General features: G+C 63.8%; 13 protein-coding genes. All 13 read right to left on the reverse strand.

What is annotated here, in order from left to right; genetic code table 11:
* Nucleotides 1-144: 144 nt before the first annotated feature.
* Nucleotides 145-1,128, reverse strand: a complete 984-nt coding sequence (gene dhaK, locus QJT82_RS10895) for a dihydroxyacetone kinase subunit DhaK (RefSeq protein ID WP_028339383.1) — start codon at nucleotides 1,126-1,128, stop codon at nucleotides 145-147.
* Between the two features lie 36 nt (nucleotides 1,129-1,164).
* Nucleotides 1,165-1,587: a hypothetical protein gene (locus tag QJT82_RS10900; protein ID WP_028339384.1), complete on the reverse strand. Its 423-nt coding sequence runs from the start codon at nucleotides 1,585-1,587 to the stop codon at nucleotides 1,165-1,167.
* Nucleotides 1,580-3,211, reverse strand: a complete 1,632-nt coding sequence (gene ptsP / locus QJT82_RS10905; protein WP_245288658.1) for a phosphoenolpyruvate--protein phosphotransferase — start codon at nucleotides 3,209-3,211, stop codon at nucleotides 1,580-1,582. The genes QJT82_RS10900 and ptsP overlap by 8 nt, the downstream gene beginning before the upstream one ends.
* Complete coding sequence (locus QJT82_RS10910; protein ID WP_063607060.1) at nucleotides 3,198-3,500, reverse strand: HPr family phosphocarrier protein; 303 nt, start codon at nucleotides 3,498-3,500, stop codon at nucleotides 3,198-3,200. Before QJT82_RS10910 ends, ptsP begins: the two co-directional genes overlap by 14 nt.
* 31 nt (nucleotides 3,501-3,531) lie before the next feature.
* Nucleotides 3,532-3,924 (reverse strand): dihydroxyacetone kinase phosphoryl donor subunit DhaM, encoded by a 393-nt coding sequence (gene dhaM / locus QJT82_RS10915; RefSeq protein WP_028163196.1) that lies wholly within the window; start codon nucleotides 3,922-3,924, stop codon nucleotides 3,532-3,534.
* Nucleotides 3,921-4,544, reverse strand: a complete 624-nt coding sequence (dhaL, locus tag QJT82_RS10920) for a dihydroxyacetone kinase subunit DhaL (RefSeq protein WP_028339386.1) — start codon at nucleotides 4,542-4,544, stop codon at nucleotides 3,921-3,923. Before dhaL ends, dhaM begins: the two co-directional genes overlap by 4 nt.
* 21 nt (nucleotides 4,545-4,565) lie before the next feature.
* Entirely contained in the window at nucleotides 4,566-5,591 is a 1,026-nt protein-coding gene (locus QJT82_RS10925) for an ABC transporter ATP-binding protein (RefSeq protein ID WP_028339387.1), read from the reverse strand.
* Entirely contained in the window at nucleotides 5,584-6,681 is a 1,098-nt protein-coding gene (locus QJT82_RS10930) for an ABC transporter ATP-binding protein (protein WP_028339388.1), read from the reverse strand. The genes QJT82_RS10925 and QJT82_RS10930 overlap by 8 nt, the downstream gene beginning before the upstream one ends.
* Nucleotides 6,682-6,685: 4 nt before the next feature.
* Nucleotides 6,686-6,895 carry a hypothetical protein gene (locus QJT82_RS10935; protein ID WP_028339389.1) on the reverse strand — a complete coding sequence of 70 codons (210 nt, stop codon included), beginning with the start codon at nucleotides 6,893-6,895 and terminating at the stop codon, nucleotides 6,686-6,688.
* On the reverse strand, nucleotides 6,892-7,869 hold the full coding sequence (locus QJT82_RS10940; RefSeq protein WP_264641794.1) for a carbohydrate ABC transporter permease: 978 nt from the start codon (nucleotides 7,867-7,869) through the stop codon (nucleotides 6,892-6,894). Before QJT82_RS10940 ends, QJT82_RS10935 begins: the two co-directional genes overlap by 4 nt.
* Nucleotides 7,866-8,840, reverse strand: coding sequence for a sugar ABC transporter permease (locus QJT82_RS10945; RefSeq protein WP_155258372.1), 975 nt, complete (start codon nucleotides 8,838-8,840; stop codon nucleotides 7,866-7,868). Before QJT82_RS10945 ends, QJT82_RS10940 begins: the two co-directional genes overlap by 4 nt.
* A 71-nt stretch (nucleotides 8,841-8,911) precedes the next feature.
* Nucleotides 8,912-10,273, reverse strand: coding sequence for an extracellular solute-binding protein (locus QJT82_RS10950; RefSeq protein WP_028339391.1), 1,362 nt, complete (start codon nucleotides 10,271-10,273; stop codon nucleotides 8,912-8,914).
* Between the two features lie 480 nt (nucleotides 10,274-10,753).
* Nucleotides 10,754-17,535 (reverse strand): immunoglobulin-like domain-containing protein (locus QJT82_RS10955; RefSeq protein ID WP_348652646.1); only part of this gene is annotated, 6,782 nt, incomplete at its 5' end.

Consider the following 17,535-nt stretch of genomic DNA (forward strand, 5'->3'; position numbering starts at 1 on the left):
ACTCCACACAAAATGATGCCGTGCCCGAAGGACACGGCAAGTTTCAGGGAGGATGAACCGCAGACTTCCGGGGCATGCCTGAGACCCCGGCCCCATCGCCGGTCAGGGCGCAATCTGAGAATCAGCGGCCGCTCGCCGCGGTGGTCACCATTTCAATGCGGCCGTGCGCACGGGATGATCCCAGAGCGCTGTGGACTCGCTGTCGAGCAGGCTCACGGTGAGCGAGCAGCCCGCCATGTCCAGCGACGTGACGTAGCTGCCGACCAGAGAACGGGCGATGCGCAGGCCCCGCTCCTCGAGCATCCGGCGCGCCGCGTTGTACATCAGATAGAGCTCGATCGTCGGCGTGCCGCCGAAGCCGTTGACGAGAAGCAGCGCCTCGGTACCGGCGCGCGCGCCAAGATCATCGGCGATCGCGGTGATCATCTCGGCGGCGATCGCGTCGGCCTGCGCGAGCTTGACGCGGCGACGGCCCGGCTCGCCGTGAATGCCGACCCCCATCTCCATCTCGTCTTCACCAAGTGCAAAGGTCGGCGTGCCCGCAGCCGGGACGGTGCAGCTGGTCAGCGCAACGCCCATCGAGCGCGTCTGTGCATTGATGCGCTCGCCGAGCGCCACGCAGGAGGTGAGATCGGCGCCTGTCTCAGCGGCGGCGCCGACGATCTTCTCGACAATCAACGTGCCGGCGACACCGCGGCGCCCGATGCTGTAGGTCGACTTCTCGACCGCGACATCGTCATCGGTCACGATGGTGGCGGTGCGGCCTTCGGCGATCTCGGCCGCCATCTCGAAATTCATGCGGTCGCCGGCGTAATTCTTGACGATGAACAGGACGCCGGCATCGCCCGCGACCGCCTGTGCGGCTTCGACGATCTGGTCCGGCGTCGGCGAAGTGAACACTTGGCCGGGACAGGCGGCATCCAGCATGCCGTAGCCGACGAAGCCCGCATGCAGCGGCTCGTGCCCGCTGCCGCCGCCCGAGACCAGCGCGACCTTCTTGCCGTTCAGCTCGCGGCGGCGAACGAATTTACGCTCGGCGCCCAGCGCGACCAGATCGGCGTGCGCGGCCGCGAAACCGTCGAGGCTTTCGCCGAGCACGTTGTCGACCGTATTGATGAACTTCTTCATGGTGTCCTCCCGCCTCGTCCGTTCGGCGTATCTCGCCTATTTTTCCCGCATGATGCCAATCAGGCGCCGTGTGAACTCCTGGAGCAGCGTGTCGAGCTCGGCGTTGCGCTTGGCGCTGCCAAGGTCCGGCAGATGCAGCGTCAGCGTCCGCTCGTGCGAGCCTTCGCTCAGCCGGCCGACGCGGCGCGGATGCGCGCGGGCATAGGCGCGAAGGAAGGCGCTCTTCGCCTGCGGCGGGAAGTGGCAGACATCGAAGATCGTGTTGAGATGCTGCACCGGAATCGGCACCGGATAGGCCGGGTTGCTGATCTGGCTGACGAAGCTGCGGTTCTTTCCCATGGCATGGGCGAGCCGCAGCCGCATGCCGGACGGGCGGCTCTCAAGCACTTCCTTGAAGATGCGCTTGTAGACCGCAACCGCGCCGGCCTCGGGCGCGTCATCGGCCGCCGTGTCAGCCAAGACCGCCTCCGCTGCTCAGCCGGTCGATGGTGTGCTTGATCTGCGCCAGCGCCGAGGCGTTCATGGACAATTCGCGCAGTCCGCAATTCAGCAATGCGGGCAGGCAGCGCGGATCACCGGCCATGTCGCCGCAAAGGCTGACACTAATGCCGGCGCGGCGGCCGTGCTCCGCGGTCCGCGCGATCAGTTCGAGCACTGCGGGATGCAGAGGGTCCATCAGGGGGGCGAGAGCTCCGTTGGAACGATCGCAGGCCAGGACATATTGCGCGAGATCGTTCGAGCCGATCGAGAAGAAGGCGGCCTTGAAGCTAGATACCGCGAGGGCCGCCGCCGGGACTTCGACCATGATTCCCAGCTCGGGAAGCATTGCGGCAATGCCGTCCGCCTGCAAGCGCTGCACGATATCGGCGAACAGCTTCCGTCCCGCTTCGAGCTCATCCGCCGAGGTGACCATCGGGAACATGACCTTGAGATTGCCACGCACCGCCGCGCGTGCCAGCGCGCGGAGCTGGACGGCAAAAATCTCAGGCCGGGCGAGGCACAGGCGAAGACCGCGCACCCCGAGGAACGGATTGGCTTCGCCGTCCATCGTGAAGCCCGGCACCGGCTTGTCACCGCCCGCATCGAACGTGCGGATGGTGACGGGCCGCTGGCCGGCCCAGCGCAACACCGCGTCATAGGCCTGGAATTGGGTCTCCTCGTCCGGCACGCTCCGGCCGGCGAGCAGGAATTCAGTCCGCATCAGGCCGATGCCGTCGGCATATTGCGCGTCGGCATGCTCGAGATCCTCGACGCGCTGGATGTTGATGAAGAGCTTGATCCGCTCGCCGCGCCAGGAGGCTGTCGGCCGCCGCAGGATCGCGCGCGCGGACGCCCTGCTCTTGAGATGGCTGTCGCGCCGCTTCTCGAAAGTGCGGACCTGTTCGGCATTGGGATCCAGCTCCAGCGTCGCGCCTTCGCCGTCGAGCAGCGCCGTGGTGCCGATGTCCGGAATGGAACCGAGCTGCACCACCATCGGGATGCCGCGCGCCCGCGCCAGCATCGCGACATGGCTGGTCGGGCTTCCGCGCAACAGAGCCAGGCCACCGCCGCCGGACCAGTCAATCTCGAGAAATCGCGATGGCGGCAGATCGTCGGCGCAGACCACGCCCCCGCTTGGGACCTTCAGCGGCTGCCCCTGGTCGCCACGCAGAATGTGGACCACGCGGTCGCGCAAATCCGCAAGATCGGAGGAACGCGCTCTCAGATAGTCGTCCGGTGCGGAATTGTAGTCGGCGATGTGCGCGTCGAGCGTCGAACGCCATGCGACGGCGGCCGGACGCCCCTCGCCGATCGACGCGAAGATGGCCTCGATCAGATCCTCATCCTCCAACAATGCGACCTGGAATTCGAGAATCTGCGCAGCTTCGCCGCCGGCGCTGGCGGCAAGATCCGCGATCTGGCCACTCGCGACGTCGATCGCATTGCGCAACGCCAGCGCCTCCTCGACCAGTGTGCCGGCCACACGCTCGCCGGCCGCGCCCGCGTCGACACGGACGAACGGGCCATGGGCAAAGCCGATCGAGGCGGTCCTGCCGCGGTAGGCCAGCCCTGCAGCGCCGCCCTGCATGCTATGGTGCTCCATCCGGGAAATCGCTTGCGATCAGATCGACCAACGCCGCGACCGCGGCCTCGGCATCGCTGCCGGAGGCCTTGATCTCGATCGTGCTGCCGTGTGCCGCGCGCATTGCCATGATCTTGGCCACGCTCTTGGCATTGATCCATTCAGGCGCGCCCGCGACCCGCACCGAGATCTGAGCCTGGAATTTCTTGGCGAGCTTGGTCAACTTGACCGCGGGGCGCGCGTGCATGCCAACCGCGTGCACCAACCGCACATTGCCGGTGAATATCTGTTCGTCCGCTTTATCAAGCATGCTCATCATCCATCATCGCTTCGCCGCCGCCTCAGTCGGCAGAGAGTTCCTCGGCCACGGCCCTGACCTGGGCCAACGAGCTGCCGCCCGCAGCTTCGGTCGCCGCCATGACGGCGCCCTCGACGATCGGCGCGTTGCAGACGACAACGAGATCACGCCGCGCCGGCTCCAACATCTCGACCGCCATTTCGCTGTTCGTCTCGGCGCCGCCGAGGTCGACAAGCACAGCAACACCTTTCGACGACCAGGCGTCGTTGATGGCGTCGATGATCAGCGGCACGCTGGTGCCGAGACCACCATCGGGATTGCCGCCGCAGAAGGCGACCTTGACCTCGCTGCCCACCATCTGCCGCACCATGTCCGCGGTTCCCTTGGCGATATCCCGGGAATGCGAGACGATCACGATCCCTACGGTGTCGGTCATTGCCGCGCCTCCAGGCCAGTGCATACAGCCTGCAGCAGAACGCAACTCGATCGTGCCCCGGGATCGACATGACCGACGCTGCGCGCGCCGAGGAACGACGCCCGGCCCTTGGTGGCTTGCATCGGCACCGTGCGCTCGACCGCTTCAGCCGCGGTGGCGCGCACCCGTGCGATCAGATCGGGTTGGCCGGCGCCCGCTTTCAGCGTCTCCAGCACCGGAACGAGCACGTCGAGCATCGTCTTCTCGCCGGCCTGCGAGCGGCCGCGCGCGCTCACCGCGTCCACTCCGCTGCCGAACACGTCGGCGAGATCATCAGGCAGATGCTTGTCTTGCGACAACGCCTCGCCCGCGGCGAGAAAGAAGCTGCCATAGAGCGGGCCGGAGGCGCCGCCAACCGTCATGACCAGGGTCTTGCCGATCGTCTTAAATGCCTCGTTGAGCGGCTGCGCCGAGATGGCATCGAGCTTGCCGAGCACGGCTTCGAAGCCGCGTTTCATGTTGGTCCCGTGGTCGCCGTCGCCGATCGCCTGGTCCAGACTCGTGAGCTCCGGCGCGCTCGCGATGACCTGCTCGGCGGCCGCCTTGAGCAGCGACTTGAATGTCTCGGGTTGCACAGACATCTATCTGAACCTCTCGCTCCTCTATTGAACCATCGCGCCGATACGTTGCCCCGCACGGTCGAAACACAGCGGCCGCACCAGTTGCAATTCAACCTCCTGGCCGGCCCGCAACGGCTGATGCGGATCCGCCAGCGTCACCAGTGTTTCGCCCTTATAGTCGAGGTGAACGTGATTCTGCTCGCCGAGGTGCTCGACGCGATGCACCCGGCCGATCATCTGCCCGCCGTTGCGCGCGGCGATCTGGAGGTGCTCGGTGCGGATGCCGACCGTCTCGGTTTCCGGCGGTATCGCCACATCGGACAGCAGCCGTGCGGGCAGGAAATTGATCTGGGGCGTCCCGAGCCGCGACGCGACATAGCTGCTGGCTGGATTTTCGTAGATCTCCCTCGGCGTGCCGAGCTGAAGCAGCCGGCCGTCCCTGATCACGCCGATCCTCGATGCCATCGTCATGGCTTCGACCTGATCGTGGGTCACATACAAGATGGTCGCGCCGAGCTCGAGCTGGATCCGCTTCAGCTCGAGGCGAAGCTCGGCGCGAAGCTTTGCATCCAGCGACGACAGCGGCTCGTCCATCAGATAGATCGAGGGATCGCGCACCAGTGCGCGGCCGATCGCGACCCGCTGCATCTCACCTCCCGACAGGCGGGTGGCGCGATTATTCAGCTTGCTGGCGATGTGCAGGAGCTCCGCGGTCTGCTCGACACGCTTGCGGATCAGCGGCTCCGGCACGCGCCGCGCCGGAGAGCGCAGCGGGAACGCGAGGTTGTCATAGACCGACAAATGCGGATACAGCGAATATTGCTGGAACACGAATGCGATGTCCCGTGCACCCGGCGGCTCATGCGTCACGTCGCGCCCCCCGATCATGACCGAACCCGCGTCGGGGCTCTCGAGCCCGGTGATCAGTCGCAGCGTCGTGGTCTTGCCGGCACCGCTCGGCCCGAGCAGGACGAGGAATTCGCCGTCGCTCACCGTCAGCGAAAGGTCGCGCACCGCCTCCACCGCGCCGAAGCGCTTGCTGATATTGCGCAAGCTGACGTCAACCATGGCGCACGCCCTCCTCGCCGGCGGTCCTGATTGCAAGGCCGCTGCCGGCATCGAACAGTGAGAGCCGAACAGAGTTGAATTCGAGGCCGACCGTCTCTCCGATTCGCACCGAGGCGCTCGACGGCAGCCGCGCCGCGAGCCGCCCATACGCCGTGTCGATGGTGACGATCTGCGTCGTGCCGAGATATTCCGCGCCGAACACCTCGCCACGAACGGATCCGGCGTCGGTGAATCGAATATGCTCCGGACGAACTCCGAGCGCCAGCGCAGCGCTGGCGCGGTCCTCGCGGATCTCGGGCACCGCGAGCCTGGCGTCGTGGAAATTGATCGCCCGGTCACCAGACCGCAGGCCGCTCTCGAAGCGCAGGAAGTTCATCGGCGGCGAGCCGATGAAGTCCGCGACGAACATGCTGGCGGGCCGGTCGTAAACCTCCTGCGGCGTACCGATCTGTTCCACGCGCCCCTTGTTCATGATCGCGATCTGGTCGGCCATCGACATCGCCTCGAGCTGGTCGTGGGTGACATAGACCGTGGTCGCCTTGATGCGATCGTGCAAATCGCGCAGCTCGCCGCACATCAGATGACGAAACTCGGCGTCGAGCGCGCCCAGCGGCTCGTCCATCAGGAAGGCCTTCGGGCGCCGCACCATGGCGCGCCCGAGCGCGACGCGCTGGCGGTCGCCGCCCGAGAGCTTTGACGTCTTGCTCGACAGCAGATGCTCGATCCGCAGCATCCGCGCGGTCTCCTGCACCCGCTCGCGAATCTCGGGCCGCGCCATGCCCTGGCACTTCAGCGGGAAGCCGATGTTCTGCCCGACATTCATGTGCGGATAGAGCGCGAACAGCTGGAACACGAACGCGATGTCGCGGGCGGCGGCGCGGTGGAACGTGACGTCCTCCCCGTCGAGCAGGATCTTGCCCTCGGTCGGCAGCTCGAGGCCGGCAATCATGCGCAAGGTGGTGGTCTTGCCGCAGCCGGAGGGGCCGAGCAACGCGAAGAACGTGCCGTCGTCGATGGTGAAGCTCGATCCTTCCACCGCGGTGAACTGATCGAACGACTTGCGAAGATTTTCGATGCGGATCTGAGCCATGGCCCTATTCCGGAAAGTGGCTGACGACGACGAAGCCGACCGTGCCGGCGAGAATCGTCACGAATGAATAGCTGTACAGATCGATCGAGAAAGGCTGCACCAGCATGAAGATGCCGCCTCCGATCAGGATCATCGCAACGGCCTCCCAGCGCCCGCGGCTGAACAAGCGATGCAATGTCCCCTTGGTCCCCTTGGCAACAACAGAACCGCTCATTTGCGCACCGCTCCGAAAGTTATGCCGCGCAGCAGATGCTTGCGGAGCAGCACGGTGAACATGACGATCGGGACGACGAACAGCGTGGTCGCGGCGGCAACCGCCGGCCAGTCCTGCCCGCCCTCGCCGATGATGAAAGGGATGAAGGGCGGCATGGTCTGCGCCTCGCCGCTGGTCAGCAGAACCGCGAAGGCGTATTCGTTCCAGGAGAAGATCAGGCAGAAGATCGCGGTCGCCGCAATTCCGGTGACGGCCTGCGGCAGCACCACCTTGCGCAGCGCCTGCAGTCGCGTGTAGCCGTCGACGAGGGCCGCCTCCTCGTACTCGCGCGGAATCTCGTCGATGAACCCCTTGAGCAGCCAGACCGCGAGCGAGACGTTCACGGCGGTATAGAGCAGGATCATTCCGAGCCTGGTGTCGGTCAGGTTGAGCTGCCGGTACATCAGATAGATCGGGATCGCGACCGCGACCGGCGGCATCATCCGCGTCGAGAGAATGAAGAACAGGAGATCGTCGGCCAGCGGAATGCGGAAGCGCGAGAAGGCGTAGGCCGCGAGCGTACCGAGGAAGACGGCGAGGAAGGTCGAACCGAACCCGATGATCAGCGAGTTGACGAAGCGCGGGACGACCTTGGACGGTCCGGCAATGACCATGTCATGCTTGCGGACGAGCTTGTCATACAAGGTTTCCGGCGGCGGCAACTTGGCGATGAAATCGGGTGTCTGGCGGGTGCGCACCGTGAACAGGTTGACATAACCTTCGAGCGTCGGCTCGAAGATCACCTTGGGCGGATAGGCGATGGCATCGCTTTGCGACTTGAAGGCGGTGGCGACGATCCAGACTAGCGGCAGGATCGTGATCAACGCATAGAGGATGACGAGAGCACCAGCGAATGCCTTGGTGCGCGGTGAGGCCTCGACGATCGAGTGTGCGCTGGATCTGGCCAGGACGGATTTGGCGACGGCAGCGGTCATCGTTGCTTCACCTTGTTGAGCGCTTTGACGTAGATGTTGGCGGCACCGAACACGGTCACGAACAGAATGATGGCGAGCGCGGAGGAATAGCCGGTCCGCCACTTCTCGAATGCCGCGCGCTTGAGTGTGATCGACACGAGCTCGGTGGTCGACCCCGGCCCTCCCGAGGTCAGCAGGTTGACCATGTCGAACATCTTGAAGTTCTCGATCGCGCGAAACAGTACCGCCAGCATCAGGAACGGCACCGTCATCGGCAGCGTGATCGACCAGAACTGCCGCCAGGCCGAGGCACGATCGACCTCAGCCGCCTCGTAGATATAGTCCGGGATCGAGCGCAGCCCGGCGAGGCAGATCAGCATCACATACGGCGCCCACATCCAGGTGTCGACGAGCACGATGGTCCATGGCGCGAGCGCGACCTGCCCTGTCATGCTGAAAGAGCTCGGCGGCACACCGGTGAACAAGCTGATCAGATAGTTGAACGGGCCGATCTGCGGCTGCAGCAGCAGCGTCCAGAAATTGCCGACAACCGCCGGCGACAGCATCATCGGCAGCAGGATGATCGTGGTCCAGAAACTGTGGCCGCGGAATTGACGGTTGATCAGAAGCGCCAGCCCAAAGCCGACCACGACCTGCAGGGCGACCGAGCAGATCACGAATTGCGCCGTGGTCTGGAGCCGGAACCAGACGTCCTCGTCGTTGAGTATGTCGCTGAAATTGTCGAGCCCGACAAACCGCAGCGGCAGATAGGACATGCTGAGGTTGAGGCTGGTGAAGGACAGCCGGATCATCCAGACCAGCGGGAAGATGTTGATCGCGAGCAGCAGCGCAATCGTCGGCGCGACGAACAGCCACGCGATGGTCCGGTCGGACAGACCATGGACGCGGCGCGCGGCGCGGGATTTGGCGGGCTCGCTCACGCCCGGGATCGTAGCATGATCGGGTTGCAGGATCGTCGTCATCTTGTCCATCGGCTGGGCTGGTTCGGCTTCCCCGAGGCTGACCTCGGGGAAGCCAGTTCAGTTGGGACGCGGAGTTCGGGCTATTGTGAGGAGGCGACTTCCTTGCCCTGTTCCTTGAACACCTTGGTCCAGTCCTTGACCAGGAGATCGAGCGCCTGCTGCGCCGTGCCCTTGTCGGCGACGACGTAGTCATGCACCCGCTTCTGCATATCAAGCAGCAGCTGGGCGTAGGACGGCTCGGCCCAGAAGTCCTTGACGATGCCCATCGACTCCAGGAATTGCGGCGCGAACGCTGCGCTCTTCGGGAAGTCCGGCGCGTCGACCACCGCCTTGAGCGCCGAGTAGCCGCCGATCTGCCACCATTTCTGCTGCACGGCGGGCTGCGCGAACCACTTGATATAGGCGAGCGCGTCGTCCTTGCGGTCGGAGGTCGCAACCACCGAGATGCCCTGTCCGCCGAGTTGGGTGAAGTGCCCGTTCGGGCCGGCCGGATTGACGAAGAAGCCGATCTTGTCGCCGCCGACATTCGGATCCTTGTAGAGGCCGGGGAAGAAGGCGAACCAGTTCATCTGCATCGCCACCTGGCCCGACTTGAAGGCATCGAGCCCTTCCTGCATGTAGGCGTTGGTCATGCCCGGCGCGGTGCAGCACTTGTAGAGCTCCTTGTAGAACTCGAGCCCCTTGGCCGCCTCGGCGGAATTGACGATGCCCTGCATCTGGTACGGCTTCTTCGGATTGTCGTAGCTGAAGCCGTAATTGTAGAGCACGTTGGTCACGCCCATCGTGATGCCTTCGGAGCCGCGCTCGGTGAAGATGTAGGCGCCATAGACCTTCTTGCCGTCGATCTCGCGGCCCTGGAAGAACTCCGCGATCTGCTTCAACTCGTCATAGGTTTTCGGCGGCCCCAGATCACGACCGTACTTGGCCTTGAAAGCCGACTGAATGTCGGGCCGCGAGAACCAGTCCTTGCGATAGGTCCAGCCCACCGCGTCGGCCATCGCCGGCAGCGCCCAGTAGTTCGGCGAGTTCTTCGGCCACTGCGAGTAGCCAACGACGGTCGCCGGGACGAAGTCGTCCATCGAGATCTTCTCCTTGGCGAAGAAGTCGTTGAGCTTGACGTACCACTTGTTCTCGGCGGCGCCGCCGATCCACTGGCTGTCGCCAATGATCAGGTCGCAGAGCTTGCCGTGGGAGTTGAGCTCGTTGAGGAAGCGATCCGCGTAGCTCGTCCAGGGGACAAACTCGTACTTCATCTCGATGCCGGATTGCTTGGTGAAATCCTTGCCGAGTTCGACCAGCGCGTTGGCCGGATCCCATGCCGCCCAGCACAGCGTGAGCTGCTTACCCTGGGCCGCAGCTTCGCCTCCGCCAAATATCCCCAGCAGCGCCGCCCCGAGAACCGTGGTGGCCGCCGAGCTTCTCAGCCAATTGAATGTTCGCATATCCGTTTCCTCTCTCGTTGAAGCATCCAACCCGCTCGGCGCGCTCTGCCGGAGCGACGCCAAGACCCTGAAACCGAGTTTGAGGAGCGACGAGTGAAGGACGAGACGGACCGTTGCCGGAGACGGCATTGGCTTGGGCTCCTCCTGCACATCGGCGCTCGATGCGCGATGTTTAGTTTTTTGTATTACTAAACGTAGTACTAAAATTTTTGAGCCGTCAAGCCGGTTCTCGCGACCCTGGCGAAAATATTCGCGGCGCTCGCACGGGCAAGCGCCGACGTTTGCAATGCAACAAAATGTTCGAGATTTGCAGCGGATGTGGCGGACCACGATTGCCGATCTGGTCCGCCCGACGCAATTCGGCCCGTCCCGATAACAGGAAAGCCGGAAGGTTAGCCACAGCCGGTATGTTTAGTACGCAACTTTACTGAACGTTCAACAAAACGATTGAGAGCGCAAGCAGCCTCCGCCGGCAATGTCTTACAGCAACGCGTGTGGATCGAGATACCTGATCAGAGTTCCGCCGGCACCATCTGCTCCGACTTCGAAAGCGCCCGTTGAGTACTGTCCCAGGAGAGCGATATGAGCTGTGTGGGCACCATCGCTTATGCTGAGCATTCCCCCGTCGCCCGCCGCATTTGCGGCATAACTGGCCGTCGTTCCTGCACCTGACAGAATATCGGCCAGGTCGAGTTGATCGTCCGCGTTTAGACCGACGATGGACCCCGTGAAATTGACGGAATGATCGAGCTTCAGGGTTCCGATGGCATCAAAGTCAAACTTTACGTCGGTTGATGCCATGTTGCGCAGTTCGAGCGTTGCGGTGCCACTAATCTGCGCCGCACCCCCGCTGACATCGTGATTGGCAATGATATTGCCGCCGTTAGCCCAGAGCAGACCGGAGTTGGTGACCGCGCTGTCGATCACCAAACCGCCGGGGCCGGTCGCCTCCAGGGTACCGGAATTGATGACCGCGTTCTCTCCGGTATCGATCTCCAACACATTGGCCCCGGTCGCGACGATCGTACTCTGGTTGATCAGCGTCATCGTGCCCGCGCCGAGCTGACCGGCGCCGGAAATCGTATTGTCGACGTTCGTCAGCGTCACATCGGAAACCGCACCGCTGACGACATTTCCGATGTTGTCGGACAACAGCATTTGACCGCCGCCTTCAAGCGATATGCCGTGCTCGATGAGCCGCAGGTCGGTCTCACTGCCGGTCGAACCCAGCGAAATTGTTCCTGTATTGTGGATGATGCCGGACAACGGCAGGATTGCGCCATCGCTGATGGTCATCGTGACAGAGTTCTCGACCACCGGTGTCTGATCGAATACGAAGTCGTCGGCCGAGAGCGAGCCGGCGTCGATGCCGTCCAATGTGATTGTTTGACCATCACCCAGCGTGATCACGGCATTTCCCGCCGCGTTATTCGCCGTATGCGCCTGGATATCGGCGAACGCCGTGAACTCGGCGTAGCCGATCAAGTCAATTTTGTCGTACATCAGATCGAAACTGTAGACGACATCGTGTCCGATCGGCTGCGCGAACACGAGCAGATCGTTTCCGCCCGAGGCGGTGAGATTATCATCGCCGGAGATGGCAAAAATCGGATTGCCCGGTGCGTAAGCTTCGACGTTGTCGAGAACGGTTGCTCTTCCGGTGCTGCCGTCGGCATTTATCCAGGTCTCCGTGACATTGAGCACCAGCGCGCCGGCATAGGACGACGGCGTTGTTACGGTCAGCGAACCGACGTCATTGGTCACCACCGTCCACGAACCGTCTGAATTGTGTGTTCCTCCGCTGATGGTCCAATCGGATGGAGCCCCTGCTATCGTGAGAGACACCTCGCCGTGGTTTCCGGTGGGATCGGTCAGACCTAGGTTGATCGGTTCTCCCGCGACGCCCGCCGGTGCCTTATGAGTCTGGGAGGACGAATTTCCCACAGCATCGGTTATCGTCACCGTTATGGAGTCGTTTTGAATGGTTGCTCCATTGTCGATACTGTTGAAGGTCCAAGTCGTGCCATTCTTGGTGATCGACTGCCACGTCAAGTCTCGATTTTGCGTGTTGTCGAAAATCCTGAAAGTGGCATTTGGATCGTCGATCCCGGTTACGACGATGCGCTTGTTCGAACCGCCCGACGTTACGTAGGACCAACTCGTGAAAGTCGGTTCCTGGCGGTCGATGGAGACGGTGTCAGATCCCGCGCCGCCGAGATTGCCGGCGACGTCGGTGTAGCTCCCCGCAGTCACCGACACCGATCCAATTGCGGCAACGCCATCGGTTGCCGTGAAGGTCGCATGGTAATGCGTGGTATCGTCCTGGGTCAGGCCGCTGATCGTGCCGTTGGTCGTCGCAATGTCGGCGACCGTGAAGCTGGCACCCGGCGCCTCGCTGAAGGTGAAGGTCACGTTCGAGCTCGGCGTGCCATCGCTCAAGGACGTGGCGACGATGTCGACCGCGACGGTCGGGTTGAGCCGATCGATGGCGACCGTGTCAGCCCCCGCACCACCGAGATTGCCGGCCGCGTCGGTGTAGCTGCCGGCCGTTACCGACACCGATCCGGTGGCAGAGACGCCGTCGGTTGCGGTGAAGGTGGCGTGATAGTGCGTGCTGTCGTCCTGGGTCAGACCGCTGATCGTGCCATTGGTCGTCGTAATGTCGGCGGCCGTGAAGCTGGCGCCTGGCGCCTCGCTGAAGGTGAAGGTCACGTTCGAGCTCGGCGTGCCGTCGCTCAGCGACGTGGCGACGATGTCGACCGCAACGGTCGGCGGTGTCGTGTCGATAATTTGCGCAGTGGCTGTCCCGGTTCCGACCACCAGATGCTCGAAGTTTCCGCCTTCGGTCCCCGTGATCGTCGCGGTCAAACTCGACGAGTTGGGGGTGCTAACGACCAGTGTGCCCGTGGTCTGGCCGTTGGCGATGGTGATGTCGCCCTGATCGGTATGCACCGTGGTGACGCCTTGCGAGGCGTTCGACAGCGTCGCCGTGAACGTGATGGTTGGATCATGGTCGGTCACGTTCGACGTGGAGAGGTTGACTGCCGCATCCGTGACGGTGTCATTGACATGGGCCGTCGCCGCCCCGGTCCCCACCACCAGGTTCTCGAAGTTGCCGCCCTCGGTGCCGGTGATGTTGGCTGTCCGTGACGATGCATCCTGATAGACGTCCTCGCCATTGCCCGAGGCGATCACCAGCGTTCCGGTGGTCTGGCCGTTGGCGATCGTGATGTCGCCCTGGTCGGTATGCACCGTGGTGATGCCCTCCGAGGCGTTCGACAGCGTCGCCGTGAACGTGTAGTTCGCGACTGCTCCTTCCAGCACCGTCGAGGCACTCAGGTTGACCGTCGCGTCCGTGATGGTGTCGTTGACCTGAGCCGTCGCTGCCCCAGTGCCGACTACCAAGTGCTCAAAATTGCCGCCCTCGGTTCCCGTGATGGTCGCGGTCAGACTCGTGGCGTCGTTGTAGACGTCCTCGCCATTGCCCGAGGCGATCACCAGCGTTCCGGTGGTCTGACCGTTCGCGATCGTAATGTCGCCCTGGTCGGTATGCACCGTGGTAACGCCTTCCGAGGCGTTCGAGAGCGTCGCGGTGAAGGTGTAGTTCGCGACCGCTCCTTCCAGCACGGTCGAGGCGGTCAGGTTGACCGTGGCATCGGTAATGGTGTCGTCGACATGCGCCGTCGCCGTCCCGGTGCCGACCACCAGGTGCTCGAAGTTGCCGCCCTCGGTCCCGGTGATGTTGGCGGTCAGCGACGATGCATCCTGATAGACGTCCTCGCCATTGCCCGAGGCAATCGTCAGCGTTCCGGTGGTCTGGCCGTTCGCGATCGTAATGTCGCCCTGGTCGGTGTGCACCGTTGTAACGCCTTCCGAGGCGTTCGACAGCGTCGCCGTGAACGTGTAGTTCGCGACCGCCCCCTCCAGCACAGTCGAGGCACTCAGGTTGACCGTCGCATCGGTGACGGTGTCGTCGACATGCGCCGTCGCCGCCCCGGTGCCGACCACGAGGTGCTCAAAATTGCCGCCCTCGGTCCCGGTGATGTTGGCGGTCAGCGACGATGCATCATGATAGACGTCCTCGCCATTGCCCGAGGCGATCACCAGCGTCCCGGTGGTCTGGCCGTTCGCGATCGTAATGTCGCCCTGGTCGGTGTGCACCGTGGTGACGCCTTCCGAGGCGTTCGACAGCGTCGCGGTGAAGGTGTAGTTCGCGACCGCGCCCTCCAGCACCGTCGATGCGGTGAGGTTCACCGTCGCATCGGTGATGGTGTCGTCGACATGCGCCGTCGCCGTCGCGGTCCCGACGACGAGGTTCTCGAAGTTGCCGCCCTCGGTCCCGGTGATATTGGCGGTCAGCGACGATGCATCCTGATAGACGTCCTCGCCATTGCCCGAGGCGATCACCAGCGTTCCGGTGGTCTGGCCGTTGGCAATCGTGATGTCGCCCTGGTCGGTATGGACCGTGGTGACGCCCTCCGATGCGTTCGACAGCGTCGCCGTGAAGGTGTAGTTCGCGACCGCTCCTTCCAGCACCGTCGAGGCGCTGAGGTTGACCGTCGCATCGGTGACGGTGTCGTCGACATGCGCCGTCGCCGTCGCAGTCCCGACCACCAGATGCTCGAAGTTGCCGCCCTCGGTGCCGGTGATGTTGGCGATCAGCTGGCTGGCGTCGTTGTAGACGTCCTCGCCATTGCCCGAAGCGATCACCAGCGTTCCGGTGGTCTGGCCGTTGGCGATGGTGATGTCGCCCTGGTCGGTGTGCACCGTGGTGACGCCTTCCGAGGCGTTCGACAGCGTTGCCGTGAACGTGTAGTTGGCGACCGCGCCCTCCAGCACCGTCGAGGCAGTCAGGTTGACCGTCGCGTCCGTAATGGTGTCGTCGACATGCGCCGTCGCAGATCCGATGCCGACGACGAGGTTCTCGAAGTTGCCGCCCTCGGTCCCGGTGATCGTCGCGGTCAGACTCGTGGCGTCATTGTAGACGTCCTCGCCATTGCCCGAGGCGATCACCAGCGTTCCGGTGGTCTGGCCGTTCGCGATCGTAATGTCGCCCTGGTCGGTATGGACCGTCGTCACCCCCTCCGAGGCGTTCGACAGCGTCGCCGTGAAGGTGTAGTTGGCCACCGCGCCCTCCAGCACCGTCGAGGCGGTCAGGTTGACCGTCGCGTCGGTGATGGTGTCATTGACCTGCGCCGTCGCAGATCCGGTGCCGACGACGAGGTTCTCGAAGTTGCCGCCCTCGGTTCCCGTGATGGTCGCGGTCAGACTCGTGGCGTCGTTGTAGACGTCCTCGCCATTGCCCGAGGCGATCACCAGCGTGCCCGTAGTCTGGCCGTTGGCGATCGTGATGTCGCCCTGGTCGGTGTGCACCGTGGTGATGCCTTCCGAGGCGTTCGACAGCGTCGCGGTGAAGGTGTAGTTCGCGACCGCACCCTCGAACACCGTCGAGGCACTGAGGTTGACCGTCGCGTTCGTGACGGTGTCGTCGACAAGGGCCGTCGCCGAACCGGTCCCGACCACCAGGTGCTCAAAATTGCCACCGTCGGTCCCGGTGATGTTGGCGGTCAGCTGGCTGGCGTCGTTGTAGACGTCCTCGCCATTGCCCGAGGCGATCACCAGCGTCCCGGTGGTCTGGCCGTTGGCAATACTGATGTCGCCCTGGTCGGTGTGGACCGTCGTCTCCCCCTGCGAGGCGTTCGACAGCGTCGCCGTGAAGGTGTAGTTGGCGACCGCCCCCTCCAGCACGGTGGAGGCGGTCAGGTTCACCGTCGCGTCGGTGATGGTGTCGTCGACATGGGCCGTCGCCGTCGCGGTGCCGACTACCAGGTGCTCGAAATTGCCGCCCGAGGTTCCGGTGATCGTTGCGGTCAGCGACGATGCATCCTTGTAGACGTCCTCGCCATTGCCCGAGGCAAGCACCAGCGTGCCGACCGTCTGCCCGTCCGCAATGGTGATGTCGCCCCGGTCGGTATGCACCGTGGTGACGCCTTCCGAGGCGTTCGACAGCGTCGCGGTGAAGGTGTAGTTGGCAACGGCGCCCTCCAGCACCGTCGAGGCAGTGAGGTTCACCGTCGCGTCGGTGACGGTGTCGTTGACATGGGCGGTCGCAGTGCCAGTGCCGACCACCAGGTGCTCGAAGTTGCCGCCTTCGGTCCCGGTGATGTTGGCGGTCAGACTCGTGGCGTCGTTGTAGACATCTTCGCCATTGCCCGAGGCGATCACCAGCGTGCCGACCGTCTGCCCATCCGCAATGGTGATGTCGCCCTGATCGGTATGCACCGTGGTGATGCCTTCCGAGGCATTCGACAGCGTCGCGGTGAAGGTGTAGTTCGCGACCGCGCCCTCCAGCACCGTCGAGGCGCTGAGGTTGACCGTCGCGTCCGTAATGGTGTCGTCGACATGCGCCGTCGCAGATCCGGTGCCGACGACGAGGTTCTCGAAGTTGCCACCGTCGGTCCCGGTGATGTTGGCGATCAGCTGGCTGGCATCGTTGTAGACGTCCTCGCCATTGCCCGAGGCGATCACCAGCGTGCCCGTAGTCTGGCCGTTCGCGATCGTGATGTCGCCCTGGTCGGTGTGCACCGTAGTGACGCCTTCCGAAGCGTTCGACAGCGTCGCGGTAAAGGTGTAGTTGGCGACCGCACCCTCCAGCACCGTCGAGGCGGTCAGGTTGACCGTCGCGTCGGTGATGGTGTCGTCGACATGCGCCGTCGCCGAGCCGGTCCCCACCACCAAATTCTCGAAGTTGCCGCCCTCGGTGCCGGTGATCGTCGCGGTCAGGGTGCTGGCGTCCTTGTAGACATCCTCGCCGTTGTTGGCGTCGAGAGCCAGCGTGCCGACCGTCTGGCCATCCGCAATCGTGATGTCGCCACGATCAGTGTGGATCGTGGTAATACCTTCCGAAGCGTTCGAGAGCGTCGCCGTGAACACGTACTGCGCCGACGCCCCCTCGTTCTGCGTCGAGGCGCTGAGATTGACCGTCGCGTCGGTGATGGTATCATTGACGTGCGCCGTCGCCGTCGCCGTCCCGACCACCAGATTCTCGAAGTTGCCGCCCTCGGTCCCGGTGATCGTCGCGGTCAGGGTGCTGGCGTCCTTGTAGACATCCTCGCCGTTGTTGGCATCGAGAGCCAGCGTGCCGACCGTCTGGCCATCCGCAATCGTGATGTCGCCACGATCGGTGTGGATCGTGGTAATACCTTCCGAAGCGTTCGAGAGCGTCGCCGTGAACACGTACTGCGCCGACGCCCCCTCGTTCT

It is taken from the genome of Bradyrhizobium sp. Mp19, assembly GCF_029952935.1.
Taxonomy (GTDB): Bacteria; Pseudomonadota; Alphaproteobacteria; order Rhizobiales; family Xanthobacteraceae; genus Bradyrhizobium; species Bradyrhizobium elkanii.